This window comes from Neptunomonas sp. ABH4_499, assembly GCF_056160565.1.
Genome location: NZ_JBSWXK010000002.1, coordinates 245,307 through 265,607 on the forward strand (window position 1 = coordinate 245,307; position 20,301 = coordinate 265,607).

Annotated in this window: 20 protein-coding genes; 5 read left to right on the forward strand and 15 right to left on the reverse strand. The window is 48.3% G+C overall.

The annotated features are described in order from the left end of the window. Positions 1-138: 138 nt before the first annotated feature. Complete coding sequence (locus ACXAF9_RS02935; protein ID WP_475070138.1) at positions 139-711, forward strand: hypothetical protein; 573 nt, start codon at positions 139-141, stop codon at positions 709-711. A 123-nt stretch (positions 712-834) separates the two neighbouring features. On the opposite strand, the gene ACXAF9_RS02940 is transcribed toward ACXAF9_RS02935, so the two are convergent. Continuing rightward, positions 835-2,433 carry an isocitrate lyase gene (locus ACXAF9_RS02940; protein WP_475070142.1) on the reverse strand — a complete coding sequence of 533 codons (1,599 nt, stop codon included), beginning with the start codon at positions 2,431-2,433 and terminating at the stop codon, positions 835-837. Between the two features lie 172 nt (positions 2,434-2,605). On the opposite strand from ACXAF9_RS02940, the gene ACXAF9_RS02945 reads away from it, so the two are divergent. Then, the gene (locus tag ACXAF9_RS02945) at positions 2,606-3,544 is read left to right on the forward strand and encodes a LysR family transcriptional regulator (RefSeq protein WP_475070144.1); all 939 of its coding nucleotides are present in this window, start codon (positions 2,606-2,608) and stop codon (positions 3,542-3,544) included. A gap of 49 nt (positions 3,545-3,593) precedes the next feature. Here ACXAF9_RS02945 and ACXAF9_RS02950 read toward each other — a convergent pair whose 3' ends face one another. The 8 genes from ACXAF9_RS02950 to ACXAF9_RS02985 all read right to left on the reverse strand — a co-directional run bounded on the left by ACXAF9_RS02950 (position 3,594) and on the right by ACXAF9_RS02985 (position 12,613). After that, positions 3,594-4,775 carry a JmjC domain-containing protein gene (locus tag ACXAF9_RS02950; protein WP_475070146.1) on the reverse strand — a complete coding sequence of 394 codons (1,182 nt, stop codon included), beginning with the start codon at positions 4,773-4,775 and terminating at the stop codon, positions 3,594-3,596. 1 nt (position 4,776) lies between these two features. Beyond that, on the reverse strand, positions 4,777-5,520 hold the full coding sequence (gene trmJ / locus ACXAF9_RS02955) for a tRNA (cytosine(32)/uridine(32)-2'-O)-methyltransferase TrmJ (protein ID WP_475070149.1): 744 nt from the start codon (positions 5,518-5,520) through the stop codon (positions 4,777-4,779). Positions 5,521-5,606: 86 nt separating this feature from the next. Then, on the reverse strand, positions 5,607-6,971 hold the full coding sequence (gene purB, locus ACXAF9_RS02960) for an adenylosuccinate lyase (RefSeq protein ID WP_475070153.1): 1,365 nt from the start codon (positions 6,969-6,971) through the stop codon (positions 5,607-5,609). 68 nt (positions 6,972-7,039) lie between these two features. Further along, on the reverse strand, positions 7,040-9,778 hold the full coding sequence (locus ACXAF9_RS02965) for a bifunctional diguanylate cyclase/phosphodiesterase (protein ID WP_475070157.1): 2,739 nt from the start codon (positions 9,776-9,778) through the stop codon (positions 7,040-7,042). A gap of 53 nt (positions 9,779-9,831) precedes the next feature. Next, positions 9,832-10,302 carry a prepilin-type N-terminal cleavage/methylation domain-containing protein gene (locus ACXAF9_RS02970; protein WP_475070162.1) on the reverse strand — a complete coding sequence of 157 codons (471 nt, stop codon included), beginning with the start codon at positions 10,300-10,302 and terminating at the stop codon, positions 9,832-9,834. 61 nt (positions 10,303-10,363) lie between these two features. Then, positions 10,364-11,041 carry a high frequency lysogenization protein HflD gene (gene hflD, locus ACXAF9_RS02975; protein ID WP_475070165.1) on the reverse strand — a complete coding sequence of 226 codons (678 nt, stop codon included), beginning with the start codon at positions 11,039-11,041 and terminating at the stop codon, positions 10,364-10,366. Positions 11,042-11,043: 2 nt separating this feature from the next. Further along, positions 11,044-12,150, reverse strand: coding sequence for a tRNA 2-thiouridine(34) synthase MnmA (gene mnmA / locus ACXAF9_RS02980; protein ID WP_475070167.1), 1,107 nt, complete (start codon positions 12,148-12,150; stop codon positions 11,044-11,046). 22 nt (positions 12,151-12,172) lie between these two features. Then, positions 12,173-12,613, reverse strand: a complete 441-nt coding sequence (locus tag ACXAF9_RS02985) for an NUDIX hydrolase (RefSeq protein WP_475070170.1) — start codon at positions 12,611-12,613, stop codon at positions 12,173-12,175. A 122-nt stretch (positions 12,614-12,735) separates the two neighbouring features. Here ACXAF9_RS02985 and ACXAF9_RS02990 point away from each other — a divergent pair, with 122 nt between their 5' ends. Further along, on the forward strand, positions 12,736-13,233 hold the full coding sequence (locus tag ACXAF9_RS02990) for a molybdenum cofactor biosynthesis protein MoaE (protein ID WP_475070174.1): 498 nt from the start codon (positions 12,736-12,738) through the stop codon (positions 13,231-13,233). 36 nt (positions 13,234-13,269) lie between these two features. On the opposite strand, the gene ACXAF9_RS02995 is transcribed toward ACXAF9_RS02990, so the two are convergent. Continuing rightward, positions 13,270-13,941: a pseudouridine synthase gene (locus ACXAF9_RS02995; protein ID WP_475070177.1), complete on the reverse strand. Its 672-nt coding sequence runs from the start codon at positions 13,939-13,941 to the stop codon at positions 13,270-13,272. 332 nt (positions 13,942-14,273) lie between these two features. Next, entirely contained in the window at positions 14,274-14,498 is a 225-nt protein-coding gene (locus ACXAF9_RS03000) for a cold shock domain-containing protein (protein ID WP_475070181.1), read from the reverse strand. 221 nt (positions 14,499-14,719) lie between these two features. Between ACXAF9_RS03000 and clpS the strand changes: the two genes are divergently transcribed. Both clpS and clpA read left to right on the forward strand, forming a co-directional pair. Further along, positions 14,720-15,079 (forward strand): ATP-dependent Clp protease adapter ClpS, encoded by a 360-nt coding sequence (gene clpS / locus ACXAF9_RS03005; RefSeq protein ID WP_475070184.1) that lies wholly within the window; start codon positions 14,720-14,722, stop codon positions 15,077-15,079. Between the two features lie 11 nt (positions 15,080-15,090). Next, the gene (gene clpA, locus ACXAF9_RS03010; protein WP_475070187.1) at positions 15,091-17,343 is read left to right on the forward strand and encodes an ATP-dependent Clp protease ATP-binding subunit ClpA; all 2,253 of its coding nucleotides are present in this window, start codon (positions 15,091-15,093) and stop codon (positions 17,341-17,343) included. Positions 17,344-17,418: 75 nt separating this feature from the next. On the opposite strand, the gene infA is transcribed toward clpA, so the two are convergent. From infA to trxB, 4 genes are all read right to left on the reverse strand, one after another. After that, a complete protein-coding gene (gene infA, locus ACXAF9_RS03015) occupies positions 17,419-17,637 on the reverse strand; it encodes a translation initiation factor IF-1 (protein ID WP_475070189.1) in 219 nt (72 codons plus the stop codon). A gap of 102 nt (positions 17,638-17,739) precedes the next feature. Beyond that, entirely contained in the window at positions 17,740-18,453 is a 714-nt protein-coding gene (locus ACXAF9_RS03020) for an arginyltransferase (protein ID WP_475070191.1), read from the reverse strand. A gap of 12 nt (positions 18,454-18,465) precedes the next feature. After that, positions 18,466-19,167 carry a leucyl/phenylalanyl-tRNA--protein transferase gene (gene aat, locus ACXAF9_RS03025; protein WP_475070193.1) on the reverse strand — a complete coding sequence of 234 codons (702 nt, stop codon included), beginning with the start codon at positions 19,165-19,167 and terminating at the stop codon, positions 18,466-18,468. A gap of 58 nt (positions 19,168-19,225) precedes the next feature. Further along, entirely contained in the window at positions 19,226-20,176 is a 951-nt protein-coding gene (gene trxB / locus ACXAF9_RS03030) for a thioredoxin-disulfide reductase (RefSeq protein ID WP_475070195.1), read from the reverse strand. Positions 20,177-20,301 lie beyond the last annotated feature (125 nt).

Consider the following 20,301-nt stretch of genomic DNA (forward strand, 5'->3'; position numbering starts at 1 on the left):
CGAATAAAGGCTCCTCTTAGGGGCCTTTATTTTTTATAATTGTCCTACGGGACAATGGTTTAAACGCTTGTTTTATAGGATAATATCCTTTGATTTAAAAATTAGGCATGCCTAGTTCGATTGATTAACGAGCTGAATATGAACGATGTAACAAAAGGGGTTTCCATTTTAGCTGTGACAGCACTGGGCATCGGTTGGATGCTTGCGGGTTCTCATGACTTTAATATCGCTTTTTTGGATGATCGTCAGGCGGCCGAACAAGAAGCCGCTACCATTCAGCAACGCATCTTAACTGGCGATGACCCAACGGGGTTTCAATCACCTACGGCAGCTGGTCAAACTCAGTTAGAACAGCCGCGCACCGAATTTAATGGTGCTGTTAATGAAACCCTATCCGCGCAGGCCTTGGTGCCCGATGCAGATTGTTTTCACGGCCAGATCTCATCACCGGCTCTGTCTGAGCCAAATGCCACCCAAAACGCGTTCGAGCTTGAAAACCAGCCGTATGTTGGTGTGGTGCACAACGACCAAGTTTATCTGCGTTTAATTGGTCAGCCTGTGTATCTGCGTTGGCCAAAAGGTCAGCCAAATATGGCAAGCCAAGAGGCTATGATCCCCGCCGAGCCTGCAAGTGCTTTGGCTGATCTGGATGCGCCTAGCTCTCAGTGCGAGCCAACCCCGATCACGCTTGGGCCGGTCGTTACTTTTTAATTCCTCCCTTTTTTAGTTTCTTTTTGGTTAAACGAGCTGATGTTCGTTTGGCGCTTATTGCTTATTTCCGACGAAAAAAAGGGCGCCTTTTGGGGGCGCCCTAAATCTCAGGAGGTCTGAGGTTTAGCCAAACTGGTTCATAGTGTTGTCTTTACCAGAAGCTTTCAGTGCCGCATCACCAGAGAAGTACTCTTTGTGATCGTCACCCATATCAGAACCAGCCATGTTTTGGTGTTTAACACATGCAATACCTTGGCGGATCTCTTTACGCTGAACGCCAGCAACGTAGCCCAGCATACCCTGGTCACCGAAGTACTCTTTCGCCAGGTTGTCTGTAGACAGGGCAGCGGTGTGGTACGTAGGCAGTGTGATCAAGTGGTGGAAGATGCCCGCTTCGCGAGCTGCGTCCGCCTGGAAGGTACGGATCTTCTCGTCGGCTTGTTTCGCCAATTCAGTCTCATCGTACTCAGCTGACATCAGGTTAGCACGGTCGTAAGCAGACACGTCTTGACCGGCTTCTTGCATCGCATCGAACACTTGCTGACGGAAGTTCAGCGTCCAGTTGAAAGAAGGTGAGTTGTTGTACACCAGCTTCGCATTTGGAACGACTTCACGAATGCGGTTAACCATAGAAGCGATCTGGCCAACGTGTGGTTTTTCAGTCTCGATCCACAGAAGGTCCGCACCGTTTTGCAAAGAAGTGATGCAGTCCAGAACTACACGGTCTTCGCCTGTGCCTTTTCGGAACTGGAACAGGTTAGAAGGCAGACGCTTAGGCTTCAGCAGCTTGCCGTTCGCCTTGATCACAACATCGCCGTTTTGGATGTCGTCAGCGCTGTCGATGTAATCACCGTCCAAGAAGCTGTTGTACTGGTCGCCCAAATCGCCTGGCTCGTTGGTTACTGCGATCTGCTTAGTCAGGCCTGCGCCCAAAGAGTCAGTACGCGCAACGATGACACCGTCGTCCACACCCAGCTCTAGGAAGGCGTAGCGAACCGCACGGATCTTCGCCAAGAAGTCTTCGTGAGGAACCGTCACTTTACCGTCTTGGTGGCCGCACTGCTTCTCATCCGATACTTGGTTCTCGATCTGGATGCAGCATGCACCGGCTTCGATCATCTGTTTAGCCAGCAGGTAAGTCGCTTCTTCGTTACCAAAACCTGCGTCGATGTCGGCAATGATTGGCACGATGTGGGTTTGGAAGTTATCGATCTTATCTTGGATCGCTTTCTCTTCAGAGGCGTTACCCGCTTCACGAGCGCCGTCCAATTGGCGGAATAGGCCGCCCAGTTCACGCGCATCCGCTTGACGCAAGAAGGTGTACAGCTCGCCGATCAAAGAAGAAACAGCGGTTTTTTCGTGCATCGATTGGTCAGGCAGAGGGCCGAACTCAGAACGCAGAGCCGCAACCATCCAACCAGACAGGTACAGGTAACGACGGTCAGTGCTGTTGAAATGCTTCTTGATGGAGATCATTTTTTGCTGACCGATGAAACCGTGCCAGCAGCCCAGAGACTGAGTGTACTGAGAAGAGTCGGCATCGTAACGAGCCATGTCTTCACGCATGATTTTAGCGGTGTACTTAGCGATATCCAGACCGGTTTTGAATTTGTTCTGAGCGCGCATACGAGCTGCGTATTCTGGATTGATAGCTTCCCAAGCAGCACATTGTTGTTGGCGCAGCGTCGCAAGTGCATCAATATCTTTAGAAATCTGAGACATGATCATTCCATCCTGAAAGTAGTTACGGTTTTTAGTTGTCACTGACGTGTTGTTGTCTGTGTTGTTAAGCGCATTCTATGGAAGTGATATGTATAATAGAAATAAATGCCAATAATGATCACCATTCATATAAATGATGGTGTTTTTAAAACTTTGTTTTAAAAGGGTTTGTATGAATCTTGAACATATCGATCTTAACCTTTTGGTGTATATCGATGTGCTCCTTCGTGAGCGCAATGTAACCCGTGCTGCGGACGCTTTGGGCATTACACAGCCAGCCATGAGTAATAGTCTTAAGCGTTTACGGGAAACCTTTAATGATCCATTACTGGTGAGAACCAGCGAGGGGATGCAGCCAACAGAGCGCGCTTTGATCTTACAACCGATCATTCATCAAATTTTGGCCAACATAGAACAAGCCATTGAGCCTGCGAGTGACTTTGAGGCGCATTCATCTGAACGTGTCTTTCGAATCTTAACCAGCGATTATGGTGAGGCTACGGTGATACCGCCGTTGCTGGATCGGATTCGTAAAACCGCACCAGGTGTGGTGTTGGATATCTTAACTCCAAGTGATATGAGCTTTCCGGAGGTTGAGCAAGGGCATGTTGACTTGGTGATTAACCGCTTTGACACCATGCCGCAGGCGTTTCATCAAATCACTTTGTGGCAGGACACCTTCTCCTGTATGTTTCACAAAGATCATGCGCTGGCACAGAATTACTCGTTAGAGCAGTATTTGGCCTCGAACCATGTCTGGATCAATAAAACGGGGATGGGGGCTGGTATGGGAATATCGCCGAAAGACATTAACCGCCTAGGGTGGGTGGATGAGTGTCTAAAAAACATCGGGGAGGCACGACATATCTCCGTGTTTACAAGACACTACCAGTCGGCGACCTTAATGGCGTCACAAAAAGGGCTGGTGGTGACTTTACCTACGCGCGCAGCTGAGCTGCAGCGTCAAAATCCTGAACTTGTGATACGCACGCCGCCGTTTGAGGTGCCTGCATTCGAGTTTAAAATGGCCTGGAGCCCTTTGTTGCAACATAACAAGGCGCATCAGTGGTTAAGGCGCCTCGTGGTTGATTCTGCCAGCAGCTTGGAGTGATGGTAATCTGTCGTGAGAAGTCTATCGTGAGAGGCCAGAAGGAGGACGATTAAACGTCCTCTTCATCCTGATCGTCAATCTCGGTTCGAAGTGCACCCATATTGAGTAACTCAAGAACCACCTCGAGATGATCATCGTTTTGAATCTGATCATGACCGATCGCATCGCCTTCACACAGGGCGTAGACGAACGCACTGTCGTTGGCGATCATTTCACAAGAGACGCCGTTTACGAAGATGACAAAATTGCCTACTTTCTTTTGACGAAAGGCAAAGCGTGCGTTTTCACTGCGGAAAAGGTAACCGCCCTCGGCCAGATAGTCGGAAAGCTCCTCGCGATCAATATCATTCGGCTCGTCATTATCGGGTTCGGCGTATTTAGGCTCGGTCATGAACTGACCAAACCAATCCTCTAAAAGGCCAGGTTCATTAATGTAGGCCGTAAAGAGGGCACGCACTTTATCGAACGCGGCGTCGGTAATTTCGGCGCTGTGTGCCTGCAGTGTGAGATCAGGGTCGGCATAGCGCATCTCGCGCGTGGTTTGTTCTGCCACAAAATCGGTAAATTCGCGCAAAATGTCAGCGTGAGACGGCGCTCTAAAACCGATCGAGTAGGTCATGCAATCATTGCTTTGTGCGATGCCGTTATGACCAACTTGCGGAGGAATATAGAGCATATCCCCAGGGTTTAGCGTGTAGGTGTGCTCTGCTTCCCATTCAGGCAGAATCATGACTGGCATGTCGGGTTTGCGAGGGGAGTGCTCATCAAACTTGCCGCCTACTTCCCAACGACGCGTGCCTTCGGCTTGCAGTAAAAACACATCGTAATTGTCGTAATGTGGGCCAACGCCACCGCCTTTTGGGGCATAGCTGATCATCAAGTCATCGATGCGCCAATTTGGTATAAAGCGAAACGCGTCCAATAAAGCTTTGGCATCGGGCGAATAGTGATCCACCGCTTGTACAAGCAATGTCCAATGCGTGGCTGGTAAAGATGAGAAACGATCTTCATCGAAAGGGCCGTGTTCAAGAGTCCACTCATCTTTATCCGGATTTTGAATGATCAGTCGGGATTCGACCTCCGGCTCGCATGCAAGGCCTGCAAGTTCATCGGCGCTGACTGGTGGCGCAAAATCCGCAATGGCGTTACGAATCAATAACGGTTTTTTTTGCCAATACTCATTAAGAAACTGCTCTGGTGTAATCCCACCCAGTGGGTAACTGTCCAACATGTTATTTCTCGCTGTCCTTAGAGTGATCGGTAAGGCGCTTCATGGTTTCTTCAATCGACGTTAAGATGCCGCGCAGCATACCCAGTTCCGTTTTTTCGGGGCGGGTGCGGTTAAAATAGCGCTTGAGCTTAGTCATGGCACGGCCTTCGTGTTGCGGAATCAAAAAGCGTGTCGCGCGAAGCGTGGTTTCTAGGTGCTCGTAGAAGAGCTCCATTTCTTTCTGGCGCGGGTATTCTGACTCAGAGGCTTGTACCTTGCCGGATTCGTGCGCCATCCATACCTCGTAGCAGAGCAGTTGAATCGCTTGTGCCACGTTCAGCACGGGGTATTCGGGATTGGCTGGGATGTAAACATGGAAGTTGCACAGCTGAATCTCTTCATTGAGCATCCCCATGGTTTCACGACCAAAGACAATCGCAATCTCGCCTTTGGCGGATTCGGCCACTGCTTTCTCGGCACAGCTACGGGCATCCAGCATCGGAAGGTCAAAGGTACGCGAGCGAGCACTGGTGCCGATCACCAACTGGCAATCACTGATCGCCTCTTCAAGGGTGCCCACCACATGAGCACTGTCGAGTAAGTCTTTCGCCCCTGCAGCACGAGAGTCCGCCTCTGCACTTGGGTATTCTTGAGGGTCAACCAACCACAGCTGGGACAGGCCCATGTTTTTCATGGCCCTTGCGGCCGCACCAATGTTACCGGGGTGGAAGGTGTTGATCAGCACAATGCGGATGTTCGACAGCATGTAATGGCTCTTTTAACAAAAACAGGTATGAAGACAATATAAAAACGGCCAGCCAAAAGGCCAGCCGTTTATTAGCCTATCTGAAATTAGATATCAGTGGCTTGAGCAACTGCGTTACCGATGTAGTTTTGCGGTGTCAGTGCTTTGAGTTCTTGCTTGGCTTCTTCTGGTAGGTCCAGAGTGTCCACGAAGGCCAAAATAGTGTCTTTGGTCATCGCTTGGCCACGCGTTAGCGCTTTCAGCTTCTCGTATGGCTCTTCGATTGCGTAACGACGCATCACGGTTTGGATTGGCTCGGCCAATACTTCCCATGCGTTTTCAAGGTCATCGTTTAGGCGAGCGGTGTTCAGCTCTAGCTTGCTGATGCCTTTTAGGGTCGATTGGTAAGCGATCAAACTATAACCAAAACCGACACCCATGTTACGCAGAACTGTTGAGTCAGTCAGGTCTCGCTGCCAGCGAGATACTGGAAGCTTCATAGCCAAGTGCTGCATCACAGCGTTTGCAATGCCTAAGTTACCTTCCGAGTTTTCAAAGTCGATTGGGTTAACTTTGTGCGGCATGGTAGAGGAGCCTACTTCGCCTGCGATGGTCTTCTGCTTGAAGTAACCGAGTGAAATATAACCCCAAACATCACGGTCAAAGTCGATGATGATGGTGTTAAAGCGGCAAACGGCATCAAACAGCTCAGCGATGTAATCGTGTGGCTCGATCTGAGTGGTGTATGGGTTGAATGACAAGCCCAAGCCTTCGATGAAGTCTTTTGCGTTTTGAGCCCAATCTACGTTCGGGTAGGCCGACAGGTGAGCGTTGTAGTTACCAACTGCACCGTTGATTTTACCTAAGAGCTCAACCGCTTGGATCTGTTTGATCTGACGCTGCAAGCGGTAAGCCACGTTCGCCATCTCTTTACCAACGGTAGTTGGCGATGCCGTTTGACCATGAGTACGGGACAACATAGGCACGCTTGCAAAGTCGCGGCCCATTTGCGCGATCTTGTCAGCGATCTCTTGCATCTGAGGAAGAGCAACCGCTACGCCATCTTTCAGCATCAGAGCGTGGGACAGGTTGTTGATGTCCTCTGAGGTGCAGGCAAAGTGGACGAATTCGTTAATCGCTTGAAGCTCAGCGTTGTTTTTGATCTTCTCTTTGATCAAGTACTCAACGGCTTTAACGTCGTGGTTAGTGGTACGTTCGATCTCTTTAACGCGCTCCGCGTCTTGGATCGAGAAGTCATCAAGGATGCTGTTCAAAAGCGCGTTCGCTTCGTTAGAGAACTCAGGCACTTCTTTGATTTCTGGGTGGCTGGCCAGTTTTTGTAACCAACGGATCTCAACCAAAACTCGGTTTCGGATCAAACCGTATTCGCTGAATACAGGGCGTAGGTCGGCGGTTTTGCTGCCATAACGGCCATCTACCGGAGAAACGGCAGTAAGTGCAGAAAGCTCCATGAATCGTCTCGCTATTGTCGGAGTTAACAGAAAGGCGGGATTATAGCGAATCCTGATCCATAAATCTGCTACTGACTGCCTTTGAAAAGCGACTCTATATCAGGCGAGGTGAGTTTTGCGGTAGCGGCTTTGGCATTTAACGGTTTGCTGTACAAATAGCCCTGAATTTGATCGCAACCAAATGCTTTAAGAAGGTTCATGTGCTCGCGGGTTTCGATGCCTTCGGCGGTGACGATCAGGTTTAAATGCTTGGCAATATCAATGATGTTGGTCAGTACGCCTTTGAACTGATCACCTTTATCAATTTGCAAGATGAAGCTGCGATCCAGCTTTAAGTGGTCGATCGGTAGATGCGTGATGTAGGCCAAAGAGGAATACCCAGTGCCAAAATCATCAATTGCAACGGTAATGCCAAGATCACGAATCTCTTTAAAGATGCTGGCGGCAAGCTCAGGATTGTCGATGAAGACCCCTTCGGTAATCTCAAGCTCTAGGGTGCTTGCAGGTACTTGATGGCGGTCTAGAGCGTTTTTAACGTGGGTTAAAAATTCAACATCAAACAGCTGAATAGGGGAGACATTCACAGCCATGCGGCCCTGCCATATGCCCATTTGCATCCAGGTTTTGACTTGCTGAATGGATTGATCCAACACGTAGTAGCCGATCTCAAGGACGTGGCCTGTTTCTTCGGCGACTTCGAACAGTTTTTGTGGTGATAAAAACGCACCGTCTTTTTGCTTAAAGCGTGAGAGTGCCTCAAACCCAGAGAGCACCTGTTGCCGAATATCGACCTTGGGCTGGTAATAGACTTCAAGCTGTTGGTTTTGGAGTACGTGTTTTAAGAAGTTCTCAATTTTAATGCGCTCTTCAACTGCTTCGCTCAATTGCTGAGAGTAAAACTCGAAGCACTCTCGGCCTAAGTCTTTGGCCTTGTACATAGCCAGGTCTGCGGCCAAAAGTAAGGTTTCGACACTGTCGCCATCCTTAGGGAATTGGCTGATGCCAATACTGGCGCTGATGTTGGCATTGTAGCCTTTTAGATAGTAGTTCTCGGACAGTTTGCGGATAATGGTGGAGCAGATGGCAATCAAATCCACATGCGCGCTGTTGGGAATGAATACGGTGAATTCATCGCCACCAAAGCGGGCACAGAATGCGCTTTTGGGTAAGCTGTCTCTTAAGCGCTCGGCCGCTTCGCGAAGGAGTTGATCCCCGGCAGGGTGACCCAAGGTGTCGTTTACATTCTTAAACCGATCTAGATCGATGAACAACAGCGCTGCAAATTGGTTCTTGTAGTGGGCTTCTTCGATCAACTCTGTAACGTTCTTTTGAAACGCATTTCGGTTAGGTAGGTTGGTTAAAAGATCCACATTGGCTTGGCGTTCGAGCGCCATTTCTCGATACAAAGCACTTAAGGCGACAGAAACGTGACCGAAGAAGTCGGCCAATTTGGTTTGTGCCGGGCGCTGTTCAAAGCCAACAACAAACGCGGCGATGGCTTCATCTTGGTGAGTCATGATGTAAATCGAGAAGTCATTGGCGTGATCAACTAAACGATGCTGGATGCGTATCGCTACTTCTTTGTGCGTCATGTGCACCAGCTCATCACGTGCGATCCCTGCAAAGGACTGCTTGAGTAGGTCTAGATTGATCGTCGTTTTTTGCAGTGTTTTTGTGGGATAGTCATAGAAGTAGAGGTGGTTTTGATCCTGCGAGAGCGGAGGAAACAGCACCGCCGCCGAGAGCGTCGCGTCCACCAGCGGATGAAGCGGTTTAAGGATGGACTCTAAAAATGCGGATAACCCTGTTTTAAGGACGATCTGCTGATCAATGTCAGAAAACGCTAAGCTTAAAGAGGATTCCTCTTTAAGTGCATCGGTCATTTTATTGAACGAGGAGGCGAGCTCTTCATACTCGTCACCAGTGTCGATGGAAACACGGTGGGTAAGGTCGCCTTTGGCGAGTGCATTGGTACCTTTTATGAGAGACTCAACGGGCGCAAGGTGTCGCTTTACCAGCTTGAAGCTCACGAAAATAGACAGGAGCAGGGCGAGTAATAAGCTTGGCATGTATACTTTTTTAAACAAGCTGAGCTCAAGCAGTACGACCTCTTCAGGTTTGCTGATGACGATAAACCAATCTTCGGCGTTAAACTCATACCCAAGAAACAGTCGCCAATACGCAGAGACCATGGCTTCATCTTCGGACGATGTCCATTCAAGCAGTTGATCTCTTGGGACGTTATTGATGTTGGGTAGCAGGCTGGAATCCATATCAGAGCTGCAGTGCAAAGGGCCATATTCGGCGGATAACACGCACAGCTGTTCGTAGGCGTTTAGCTCGGAGTCTGGCCATAAATATTCTGGGTCGAGACGACCAACAATGACCCAGCCTTTAAGGTAATCGACCGTAACTGATTGATAGATGCTGGCGTTGGATGAGGCTGGGTTGTTTACAATGACGCGTGAGCCCTGAATCGGTTGATCGTTCAATAAGAACTCAACACCTGAGCGCTCGCCCAAGAGGGTTGTTTGTAACTGGTGATCTTTTAAAAGCCATACCCCAGAAAAGTGATGGGATAGGCTTTGCCATTGTGCTTTTGTGGGCTCGCCGTGCTCTAGATAAGAAGAGAGCGAAATCGATAAGTATTCTTTTGTGTTGGTTAAGCGGCTGAAGACGCCAAGGCCAAACTCTTTACTGGAAATACGCAAGGATTTGGCTTGTTCGCGGTAGATCAGTTTGTGGATTTGGTCATAGGACACTGCGCCTGTCAGTAAGATGGGCACCAGTACTACGATTAAAAGCAATAAGAACAGTCGTTGAGCAATCCTGCTATTAAGGGCGTTCCTTGTGATTCTCATTAGGAATAATCTGACCCCAAGCCGATAAAGGCGCCATCATTGGCTACAACCACATCATCTTGGCTGGCCTTTGCTGTTAACGGGCTGGAGGATTTGCCGTCACGCCCAACGCTGTAAAGGTCATAATAGCCATTGATCGGTTTTAGACTTTTGTTTTTGCGAACCTTCCCGTTGCCCTTAACCGTTGATAAGTTTAGGTATTGGTACGTGTTGCCCCAAGGGTCTTCAAGCAGTTCTGGCGATAGATTGAGTTCAGATAGCTGAGTAGGGTAGCGCCCCTGAGAGACTTGAAAGCGCTCGATGATATCGATAATCGCACGAAGCTCGGTGGATGCTTCGGCCACTTCGACACGATAGACATAGTTTTGGTAGCTGGGGTAGGCGATGGATGCGAGCACACCGACGATCGTAACCGCGATCATCAGCTCCATCAAGCTCATTCCTTTTGACTTAACGTGTAATTTGCGCATTCTATAATCCATCTATACAACATATTTAATTTAGAAGAGAGCGCTCACTTTTTCACGTTGATTACGAACTATTTTTCCCTTTTATGGCTTTCAAGGAAGGTCGTAACCTCGACTTAAAGAAGAACAGGTGCCAGCGTTTACCGCCGACTTGTCTCCATAAAATGGCTGCACGAATACCGGCTAGCAGTAATGCTCTAATTTTAGCCGCATTCTCACTGTTCTGAAGGTGTCGCTGATCCCCCCCCACCTGAATCCGATACGAAAACGTGCTGATGGTCTCTTGGTAGAGGCTTGCAATATTCGCCACAATGCTTGGGTGGGTGAAACACTCTGGATGCTCTAAAGGGTTCTCGACATCCGGGTGGAAATATTTAACTTTATCGACAATGGCATCTAATCGCTTAGTGATTTGATCCACCATCTCTGGTCGCTTCATTAACTTACCTTGCAGCACCATCATGCTTAAAACATAGTTGGCGATGTTTCGAGAATCGTTGGGTTCTTTCTTCTCGAGTAGGCTGATCATGGTGTTAAGACCCGTACTCAAGTTGTGAGGCAGGTCGCGGCGCCCCCCAAACACATCTTCAGTCGTAGCTGGGTTCATTACAAATAGGCTGTAAAGGCTGCTCTCGAAGCTGTTTTGCGGCATCATGCCTTTGGTGGCGACTTGATCCACCAGCGTCGCCACCTGAAACATACCGGCTAGGGCAATGGCCTGTTCGTCGTGTGCTCTGGACATAATCAGACCTTTTTCTCAGTGGTGTCGATAACGCCGCCACCTAAGCAGACATCATCTTGATAGATCACCACCGACTGACCCGGTGTGATAGCACGCTGGGATTCATCGAAGGTGATTAAGTATTTGCCGTTCTCTTCTTGGGTGATCTCGCAGCTTTGATCAACTTGGCGATACCGCACTTTGGCTTTACAGCGAAACGGCATATCGGGTGTTTCGCCGCTGATCCAAAAGATCTCATCAGCCGTTAACCAGTCTGTAAAGAGTAATGGGTTTTGTTGGCCTTGAACTGCGATCAGTGTGTTGTTTTCAAGATCTTTACCGGCGACAAACCAAGGCTCTTCTGGGTAGTCTTTTAAACCACCAATGTGCAAACCTTGGCGCTGGCCTATGGTGTAATACATTAAACCTGAGTGATCACCAATGATGTCGCCGTTAGGGGTTTTTATCTTGCCAGGCTGGGCCGGTAGATACTGTTGTAGGAAATCCTTAAAACGGCGCTCACCAATAAAGCAGATGCCCGTGCTGTCTTTCTTGTTGTGCGTGATCAGGTCGTGTTCTTCGGCCAGTTTGCGCACCTCGGGCTTTTCAAGTTCACCGACTGGGAACAAGGTGCGAGAAAGCTCTTCACTGCCCACTTGGTGTAGGAAGTAGCTTTGGTCCTTGTTGTTATCCAAACCTTTTAAAAGGGCGGCCTTGCCTTGGACTTCGCCTTTGCGAACATAATGTCCTGTGGCGATATAGTCGGCCCCTAATTCTAGGGCGTATTCCAAGAAGGCTTTAAACTTAATCTCACGATTACAAAGAATGTCGGGGTTGGGTGTACGGCCGGCTTTGTATTCTTCCAAGAAATACTCGAACACGTTATCCCAGTATTCTGCAGCAAAGTTGGCTTTATGCAGATGAATGCCCAGTTTGTCACAAACGGCCTGTGCATCCGCTAAGTCCTCTTTGGCGGTGCAGTACTCGGTTCCGTCGTCTTCTTCCCAGTTTTTCATGAAAAGGCCTTCAACTTGATAGCCTTGTTGCATAAGTAGGAGGGCGGAAACGGAGGAGTCGACACCGCCGGACATGCCGACGATCACTTTTTGTGAAGATCTATCTTGGGACATTCTTAGGATTCTTTCTCTTGGTTTAGAGTGCACGTACAAAATTTAACGGAAACCTGCGATTATCCAGATAATCATCGATGCATGCCAGTACCATCGGGCTTCTTAATTCTGCTTTGCGATCAAGCAACTCTTGATAAGAGAGCCAAGCGGTTTCAATGATGTCCGCATCAAGGTCCGTTTGTGCTGTTTCGTTAAGTCGATTTGCGGTGTAACAAAGGCGGTGATAAGTCGTGCCATTGGCGCCTTCTATGGTGTAAAGGCCTACTAGGGAGGTAAGTTCGACCGAAAAACCGGTTTCTTCCAATGTTTCGCGTACGGCGGCTTGCTCGAAGCTCTCGCCTTCTTCAACGTGGCCGGCTGGCTGGTTGATGACAATTTGGCCGTCGTCGTTCTCGATAACCATCAAAAAACGGCTGTTTTCTTCAATGATGCATGCAACGGTCGCGTGAGGTGTCCAACTCATCTGGTCATACCCTGTTTTAATCGGTTAAAGTGTCTGCGTATTTTTACGGGTTTTTCCGACGTTCGGATGAAAAGGTGCTACAGTAGTAGTACGACCAAATAATAAAAAGGGTGCTTTTTATCATGCAAGCCGCTCCCGATATGACCTTCACTGCCCATCATACGAAAATTCGAATCCAAAAACAGACATTTAGCCACGATTCCTTGGTCGATGAATTGATGGAGTCAAGCAGCGCCTCGATTGGTGCTGTCGTAACCTTTACTGGCCTTGTCCGCGATGACCCCAGCTGCGGCCTAGAGGGGCTTTTCTTAGAGCATTACCCGGGTATGACAGAAAAGGCGCTTGAAAACATTGTTGCCAAAGCGCGGGTGCGCTGGCCGAGTTTGGTTCAGGTCAGTATTACCCACCGTGTTGGTGAAATGGGATTGATGGAGCCCATTGTTTTTGTGGGGGTTACCTCTCCTCACCGTCAAGAAGCGTTCGATGCTGCGAGCTTCTTGATGGACTTCTTGAAAAACGATGCTCCGTTTTGGAAAAAAGAGTTGGGTCAAACCGAGCGTTGGGTAGAGCAAAAAGAGAGCGATCGTACCTCTAAAGAACGTTGGTTAACGAATGGCTAACCATTTTTAATATAATGTTCTTATTAAGATAGTAATTTATCTTTTTGATTTTAATGGCTTTCTAATGGGTCTTTTGCTGGGCTTTGCAGCGCGATTTTCTGTCACGCTTTTGCTAGATCTATGTACTCGACGTTTTGGTTTGTGTGTCTTGGCGGGTAACGTGTATTCGATTTGGAGTGTTTTAAACGTCCCGTGAGCGACCTGTTCGATGGTCCACTCGCCAATGGCATAACGGATTAAACGTAAAGTCGGAAAGCCTACCGCTGCAGTCATTCTTCTTACTTGGCGATTACGCCCTTCGGTAATGGTCAAAGCAATCCAAGAGGTCGGGATCTCTTTTCGGTCTCGAATCGGTGGGACTCGCTCCCAAAGGTTTTTAGGTTCAATGCGACCCGCTTTTGCGGGTAGCGTCATCCCATCTTTAAGTTCTACGCCCTGAGCTAATCTGTCAAGAGCCTCATCCGTGATGCTGCCCTCGACTTGCACCCAGTAGGTTTTAGGCAGCTTGTGATCCGGATGTGAAAGGGCATTTTGCAGTGGCCCGCTGTTGGTTAGCACCATCAGCCCTTCTGAGTCATAGTCCAGTCGCCCAGCGGGATAGAAGTCCGGTACATCAATAAAGTCAGCAAGTGTTTTTTTGTCGCCAGATGGCGAAAACTGACTCATGACTTGAAAGGGTTTATTAAACAACACGATGGAATAGGGCATAAGCGTTGGATTGTAATAAAAGCTTCTTTGGTTTTAGAGGGGCGATTGGCGTATTTTAACGGGGTTTCAAGCCATTAAACATACCGCTAATTGGCTGATTTAGTAGGTGATTTACCTAATTTAGTAAAGAAACCTGATCAATTAGAATAGGGCTTGTATAAAAAAGAAGACAATATATTGTTTTTTTTGATGAGATCGGTATATTGACTTAGATCAATATACCGATGAAGTGCAGGGCGAGCGTATAGCGCTAAGCATGCTAGCCCTTAGGAAGTAAGCGTTAAGTGTTTTACTCTTTTGCCTAGTGGGGGCTAAGCTTAAGAGGGCTGTACTTAACTTGCTTTTGACTTTTCCATTGGTGTGATGTTGACCGCATGAAGACCCTTTGGCCCTTTAGTCGTATCAAACTCAACAGCTTGACCCGCCTTCAAGCTTTTATACCCTTCCAGCTTAATCGCTGAATAGTGGGCAAACAGATCTTCGGTGTAGCCTTCATCAGGAATGATAAAGCCAAAGCCTTTAGCGTTATTAAACCACTTTACTTTCCCTGTCTGCATATTGTACTCCTAAGTCTACTGATTAAGATTTACCTGCAGATAGCAAATCTATAGTTGTCATACTGATTCACCTTTTGGGGGTGAAAACGGTATGATTCTTCCGTAAGGTTTTTAACAGGGACTACTGGAATTCCCTCTCCTGTTAAACGCCAGTATAGCATTCTGTTCAGCTTACGCTAATGATTGTGTTTTCTTTTAATGAAAATTTACAGAGCAATTTCATGTTTTTTGCAAAAAAATTGAATCAAATTCTACTATCGTCTGAATATGGCGACACAAATCATGGTGATGGTGGATTGGCGACTCAGGAAGCAGCGCCTAAACTGAAAAGACCAAACATGTATCGTGTGGTCTTGATGAATGACGATTACACCCCCATGGAGTTTGTAGTGGAGGTGCTAATGATTTTCTTTGGTATGGATCAGGATAAAGCAACGCAAGTCATGTTGGCCGTACACGAGCAAGGCAAGGGGGTGTGTGGCGTGTACACTAAAGATGTGGCTGAAACTAAAGCGGCACAAGTGAATCAATATGCTAGAGACAACAAACATCCTTTGTTGTCCGAGGTAGAAGCTGTATAGCGGAGGCGTCTATGCTGAATCGAGAGTTAGAAGACAGTCTGAGTGCAGCCTTTAAAGAGGCCAGAGACAAGCGTCATGAGTTTATGACGGTAGAGCACCTACTGAAATCCCTGCTGGATAATCGGGATGCGGCCAAGGTGTTGGAATCCTGTGGCGCTGATCTAGACGCGTTACGCAAATCAGTTGCAGAGTTTATTGATGAAACGACCCCTCTGTTACCCGACAATATCCCCAATATGGAAACTCAGCCAACGCTTGGATTTCAGCGTGTGCTTCAGAGGGCTGTGTTTCATGTTCAGTCTTCTGGCAAAAGCGAAGTCAGTGGCGCCAACGTCATTGTTGCCATATTCAGTGAGCAAGAGAGCCACGCGGTCTTCTTGTTGCAGCAACAAGGTATCGAGCGTCTTGATGTTGTAAATTATCTGTCCCACGGTGTTACGAAATCCGGCGAGGAAGAGGAAGAGGCCAGCCTAGAAGGCGAAGAGTCGTCCTCATCGCAAGGGGCTTCTGCTCTCAGTAAATACGCGGTTAACCTTAACCAGCAAGCTCTTGAGGGGCGTATTGACCCGTTGATTGGTCGTGCCCAAGAGGTAGAGCGTGTTGTTCAGATCTTGTCTCGACGCCGTAAAAACAATCCTTTGTTGGTGGGTGAGGCTGGTGTTGGTAAAACAGCCATCGCTGAAGGCTTAGCAAAACTGATTGTTGATGAGCAAGTGCCCGATATTATCTCCGGCAGTGTTGTGTACTCTTTGGATTTGGGGGCGCTTTTGGCGGGCACTAAATACCGAGGTGACTTCGAGAAGCGTCTTAAGGCTTTGCTGGGTGAAATTAAAAAAATCGATAAGTCGATTTTGTTCATTGATGAGATCCACACCATTATTGGTGCAGGTGCCGCCTCTGGTGGGTCGATGGATGCGTCGAACTTACTTAAGCCTTTACTGAGTTCTGGTGAGCTTCGTTGCATTGGCTCGACAACGTTCCAGGAGTTTCGAGGCATCTTTGAGAAAGATCGTGCATTGGCGCGTCGCTTCCAAAAGGTAGATGTGCTTGAGCCAAGCGTGATCGATACGTTTGAAATCTTAAAAGGGCTGCGTAAGAAGTTTGAGCAGCATCACGAGATTGAATACACCGACGAAGCGTTACAGGCCGCTTCTGAGCTTGCTGATCGTTACATCAATGATAAGCATATGCCAGATAAGGCGATCGATGTGGTGGATGAGGCAGGGGCATACCAGCGCTTATTGAAGCCCGAAAATCGCAGCTCTGTGATTGGTGTGCACGAAATTGAATCCGTCGTGGCCAAGATTGCGCGCATTCCGCCAAAAACGGTATCGGTGTCGGACAAAGAGCAGCTCAAGAAGCTGGACAGCAATCTGAAAATGGTTGTGCTTGGTCAAGATGAAGCCATTAACAGCTTAACCTCGGCCATTCGTTTGTCCCGCGCAGGGCTTAATGACCCAAGAAAGCCGGTGGGTAACTTCCTGTTTGCTGGCCCAACCGGGGTGGGTAAAACCGAGGTAACATCGCAGCTTGCGCGAATCCTTGGGATTGAGCTGGTGCGCTTTGATATGTCTGAGTACATGGAGCGTCATACCGTATCGCGCCTGATCGGTGCGCCCCCTGGCTATGTGGGCTACGACCAAGGCGGTCTGTTAACCGAAGCCATTACTAAATCGCCCCACTGTGTATTGCTGTTGGATGAGATCGAAAAAGCCCATCCAGAGGTGTTCAACATCTTGTTGCAAGTGATGGACAACGGCTCTTTGACGGACAATAACGGGCGTAAGGCGGACTTTAGAAATGTGATTCTGGTGATGACGACCAACGCGGGTGCTGAGGCTATGAGCCGTCCATCCATTGGTTTCTCCCACCAAGATCACTCAACTGATGGTATGGAGGCTATTAAGCGTCTATTTACACCTGAGTTCCGAAACCGCTTGGATGCCGTCATTCAATTCAAAGCACTGTCTACCGACATCATCATTGGTGTGGTTGATAAGTTCTTAACTGAGTTACAAGCTCAGTTGGATGAGAAGAAAGTGGTCTTGAATGTCGATGATGAAGCAAGGGCTTGGTTGGCCAGTCACGGTTACGATGAAAAAATGGGCGCTCGTCCGATGAAGCGATTGATCCAAGAGAAACTGAAAAAGCCGTTGGCTGAGATGATTCTGTTTGGTGATTTAGCGGAAGAGGGTGGAGAGGTGTCCATCACGGTGGATGATAAGGACGACTTGAAGCTTGAGGCGACAGTAGCAACGGTATAACCGTTGCTCGTGCCTGATAGGTTCGGGGCCTCTGGATATGCTGGGCATATGCAGAGGTCCAGAGCCTTTCGAGAATTAACGAGCGCGGTAAACGATACGGCCTTTGCTTAGGTCGTAAGGCGTTAATTCTACTTTAACTTTGTCACCTGTCAGGATGCGGATGTAATTCTTACGCATTTTTCCTGAGATGTGAGCTGTTACAACGTGACCGTTTTCGAGTTCGACACGGAACATAGTGTTCGGAAGTGTATCGATGACGGTACCTTCCATTTCAATGCTATCTTCTTTAGACATTCATTACCTACCTGTTGAAAAGGACTGATTTCGAACGTTGTTCTATTCTCAGGCGGCGTATTTTGCCTGATTTCAAAGACAATCACAAATAGTTCGTGTGAATTAGCGGATCAAAATCCAGTGGCCATCAATAAGAAATTCCATTGGGCGATAGGCGATTTTGTATTTCATTTTACGGCAAGACTGAACCCAGTAACCCAAATACAGGTATTCAAGGTTCCGGCGTTTGCACTCTTCTAGCTGCCATAGAATCGCAAAGGTGCCAAGGCTGCGTTTAGCTAACGCCTCATCTGGGTCGTAGAAGGTGTAGGTGGCTGAAAGCCCTTTTTGCAGCTGGTCGGTCACCGAGACAGCGATTAATCGATCATCCAAATAAAATTCAACAAACTCACACGGTTGGTTGCCCTCTACAAGAAAGCTGACAAACTGATCTCGTGTGGGCGGGTACATATCGCCATCGGCGTGGCGTTGATTGATGTATTTGGAATACAGCTGGAAGTAATCTTCACAAAAATGCGGCTTAACGCGCTTAATCGTTAAATCGTTGTTGCGATTTAATATGCGACGTTGTGTTTTGCTGGGCTTGAAAAGGCTGGATGGTATACGAACCGAAATGCACGACTGACAAGTGTCGCAATGCGGGCGGTAAATATGTTTGCCGCTTCTGCGAAACCCAAGGTCACTGAGTTGGCTGAACGCAGCCGGGGAGACAGTAGACTGAGGATCAACAAAGAGGGTTTTTGCCTTATTACCCGAAATATAGCTGCAGCTATGTTCCGGGGTGGCAAAAAAATGCAGCTCTTTAAGGTCCGTCATGTTTGGCTCTCGTCACTGTAAAATGTCGGGGTCAAACCGCCACTGGTGTTCGTTGGGTGCATCGATGTACAAATCAATATAGTTTAAAAATGCCTTACGCGAAATGCTTGTGGCGCCAAGACTTAACAAATGATTGTTCTCGACTTGGCAATCAACCAGCGGGAAGCCCCACCGAGCAAGTTGCCGGTTTAAAGCAGTAAATGCGACTTTGGATGCGTTGGTCTCAAGGCTGAACATAGACTCGCCAAAAAACAGTTTACCCATGCTAAGGCCGTAAAGGCCGCCAATTAAGCGATCCTCTTCGTTGTAGACCTCGATGGAGTGGGCAATGCCTTCTTCATGCATTTGTGTGTAAGCGTTTATGATCTGATCCGAGATCCATGTGCCAGTGTCATGTCGCGTATCAGCACAGTGGTTGATCACCTCTTCAAACGCCGTATCAAAACGAACGCGCCAGTTGGGATGGCGTTTGAGGTGCTTTTTTAACGATTTTGAGATGTGCGTGTGTTCCGGGTGTATAACGCATCTTGGGTTTGGACTCCACCATAAAATAGGCTCATCTTCACTGAACCAGGGGAAAATCCCGTTCCGGTACGCCAGTACTAATCGCTCTTTGGATAGATCGCCGCCTGCCGCCAATAAACCGTTAGGGTCATCCAGTGCGGTGTCAGGGTGTGGGAAGGCTAAAATAGACGGGTGAAGCCAAGGCAGCATACAAGTCTCCATTAAAAAAGGGCTACAAAGAGCCCTTTTTCAAATCCTAATACGAAGATTATTTGTCGTCTAGGAAGCGCTCTGCATCAAGAGCGGCCATGCAGCCAAAGCCCGCTGAAGTGATGGCTTGGCGGTAGATATGGTCGCACACATCACCTGCCGCAAACACGCCTTCGATGCTGGTCTGTGTTGCATTGCCTTCAAGGCCTGATTGGATTTTCAGGTAGCCGTCTTTCATCTCTAGCTGACCTTCAAAAATATCGGTGTTCGGCTTGTGACCGATTGCAATGAAGACGCCTGCCAGTTCAAGCTCCTGAGTGGATTCGCCGTCCATGCTTTTTAGACGAACGCCGGTAACACCTGAGTCATCACCCAGAACTTCATCCAGCTGATGGTTCCAAATGATGTTGATGTTGCCGTTTTCGGCACGGTCAAACAGTTTGTCTTGAAGGATCTTCTCGGCACGCAGGGAATCACGACGGTGGATCAGGGTGACTTCTGCAGCAATGTTAGAGAGGTACAGAGCCTCTTCAACCGCGGTGTTACCACCACCTACAACCGCAACTTTTTGGCCGCGATAGAAGAAGCCATCGCAGGTTGCACATGCGCTTACGCCTTTGCCTTTGAATGCTTCTTCCGAATCAAGGCCAAGGTACTGAGCCGAAGCACCCGTAGAGATGATCAACGCGTCACAGGTATAAGTCCCCATGTCGCCCTTTAGGGTGAATGGACGGTTTTTAAGATCCACTTCGTTGATGTGATCAAACAAGACTTGAGTGTCAAAGCGCTCAGCGTGCGCTTGCATGCGCTGCATTAGCTCTGGGCCTTGTACGCCTTCAACATCACCAGGCCAGTTATCCACTTCGGTTGTTGTGGTCAGCTGGCCACCGGCTTGCATGCCTGTGATTACAACCGGTTTTAGGTTTGCGCGCGCTGCATAAACAGCCGCTGTGTAACCCGCAGGGCCAGAACCCAAAATAATCAACTGATGGTGTTGTACGTCGCTCATGTAATCTATGCCTTACTGTCTTAAATAATGGGCTAAAAACCGCACAGAATGTCGGTTAAGCATCAATCAAATATGCGGCCTATCATACACATAAACAAGGGGGGGCGAACAGAAATGAAACTTCA

Bases quoted from the DNA above. Each gene is read 5' to 3' on its own strand.
- ACXAF9_RS02935 (WP_475070138.1), top strand. From the start codon at position 139: ATGAACGATGTAACAAAAGGGGTTTCCATTTTAGCTGTGACAGCACTG.
- ACXAF9_RS02940 (WP_475070142.1), bottom strand. From the start codon at position 2,433: ATGTCTCAGATTTCTAAAGATATTGATGCACTTGCGACGCTGCGCCAA.
- ACXAF9_RS02945 (WP_475070144.1), top strand. From the start codon at position 2,606: ATGAATCTTGAACATATCGATCTTAACCTTTTGGTGTATATCGATGTG.
- ACXAF9_RS02950 (WP_475070146.1), bottom strand. From the start codon at position 4,775: ATGTTGGACAGTTACCCACTGGGTGGGATTACACCAGAGCAGTTTCTT.
- trmJ (WP_475070149.1), bottom strand. From the start codon at position 5,520: ATGCTGTCGAACATCCGCATTGTGCTGATCAACACCTTCCACCCCGGT.
- purB (WP_475070153.1), bottom strand. From the start codon at position 6,971: ATGGAGCTTTCTGCACTTACTGCCGTTTCTCCGGTAGATGGCCGTTAT.
- ACXAF9_RS02970 (WP_475070162.1), bottom strand. From the start codon at position 10,302: ATGCGCAAATTACACGTTAAGTCAAAAGGAATGAGCTTGATGGAGCTG.
- hflD (WP_475070165.1), bottom strand. From the start codon at position 11,041: ATGTCCAGAGCACACGACGAACAGGCCATTGCCCTAGCCGGTATGTTT.
- mnmA (WP_475070167.1), bottom strand. From the start codon at position 12,150: ATGTCCCAAGATAGATCTTCACAAAAAGTGATCGTCGGCATGTCCGGC.
- ACXAF9_RS02985 (WP_475070170.1), bottom strand. From the start codon at position 12,613: ATGAGTTGGACACCTCACGCGACCGTTGCATGCATCATTGAAGAAAAC.
- ACXAF9_RS02990 (WP_475070174.1), top strand. From the start codon at position 12,736: ATGCAAGCCGCTCCCGATATGACCTTCACTGCCCATCATACGAAAATT.
- ACXAF9_RS02995 (WP_475070177.1), bottom strand. From the start codon at position 13,941: ATGCCCTATTCCATCGTGTTGTTTAATAAACCCTTTCAAGTCATGAGT.
- ACXAF9_RS03000 (WP_475070181.1), bottom strand. From the start codon at position 14,498: ATGCAGACAGGGAAAGTAAAGTGGTTTAATAACGCTAAAGGCTTTGGC.
- clpS (WP_475070184.1), top strand. From the start codon at position 14,720: ATGTTTTTTGCAAAAAAATTGAATCAAATTCTACTATCGTCTGAATAT.
- clpA (WP_475070187.1), top strand. From the start codon at position 15,091: ATGCTGAATCGAGAGTTAGAAGACAGTCTGAGTGCAGCCTTTAAAGAG.
- infA (WP_475070189.1), bottom strand. From the start codon at position 17,637: ATGTCTAAAGAAGATAGCATTGAAATGGAAGGTACCGTCATCGATACA.
- ACXAF9_RS03020 (WP_475070191.1), bottom strand. From the start codon at position 18,453: ATGACGGACCTTAAAGAGCTGCATTTTTTTGCCACCCCGGAACATAGC.
- aat (WP_475070193.1), bottom strand. From the start codon at position 19,167: ATGCTGCCTTGGCTTCACCCGTCTATTTTAGCCTTCCCACACCCTGAC.
- trxB (WP_475070195.1), bottom strand. From the start codon at position 20,176: ATGAGCGACGTACAACACCATCAGTTGATTATTTTGGGTTCTGGCCCT.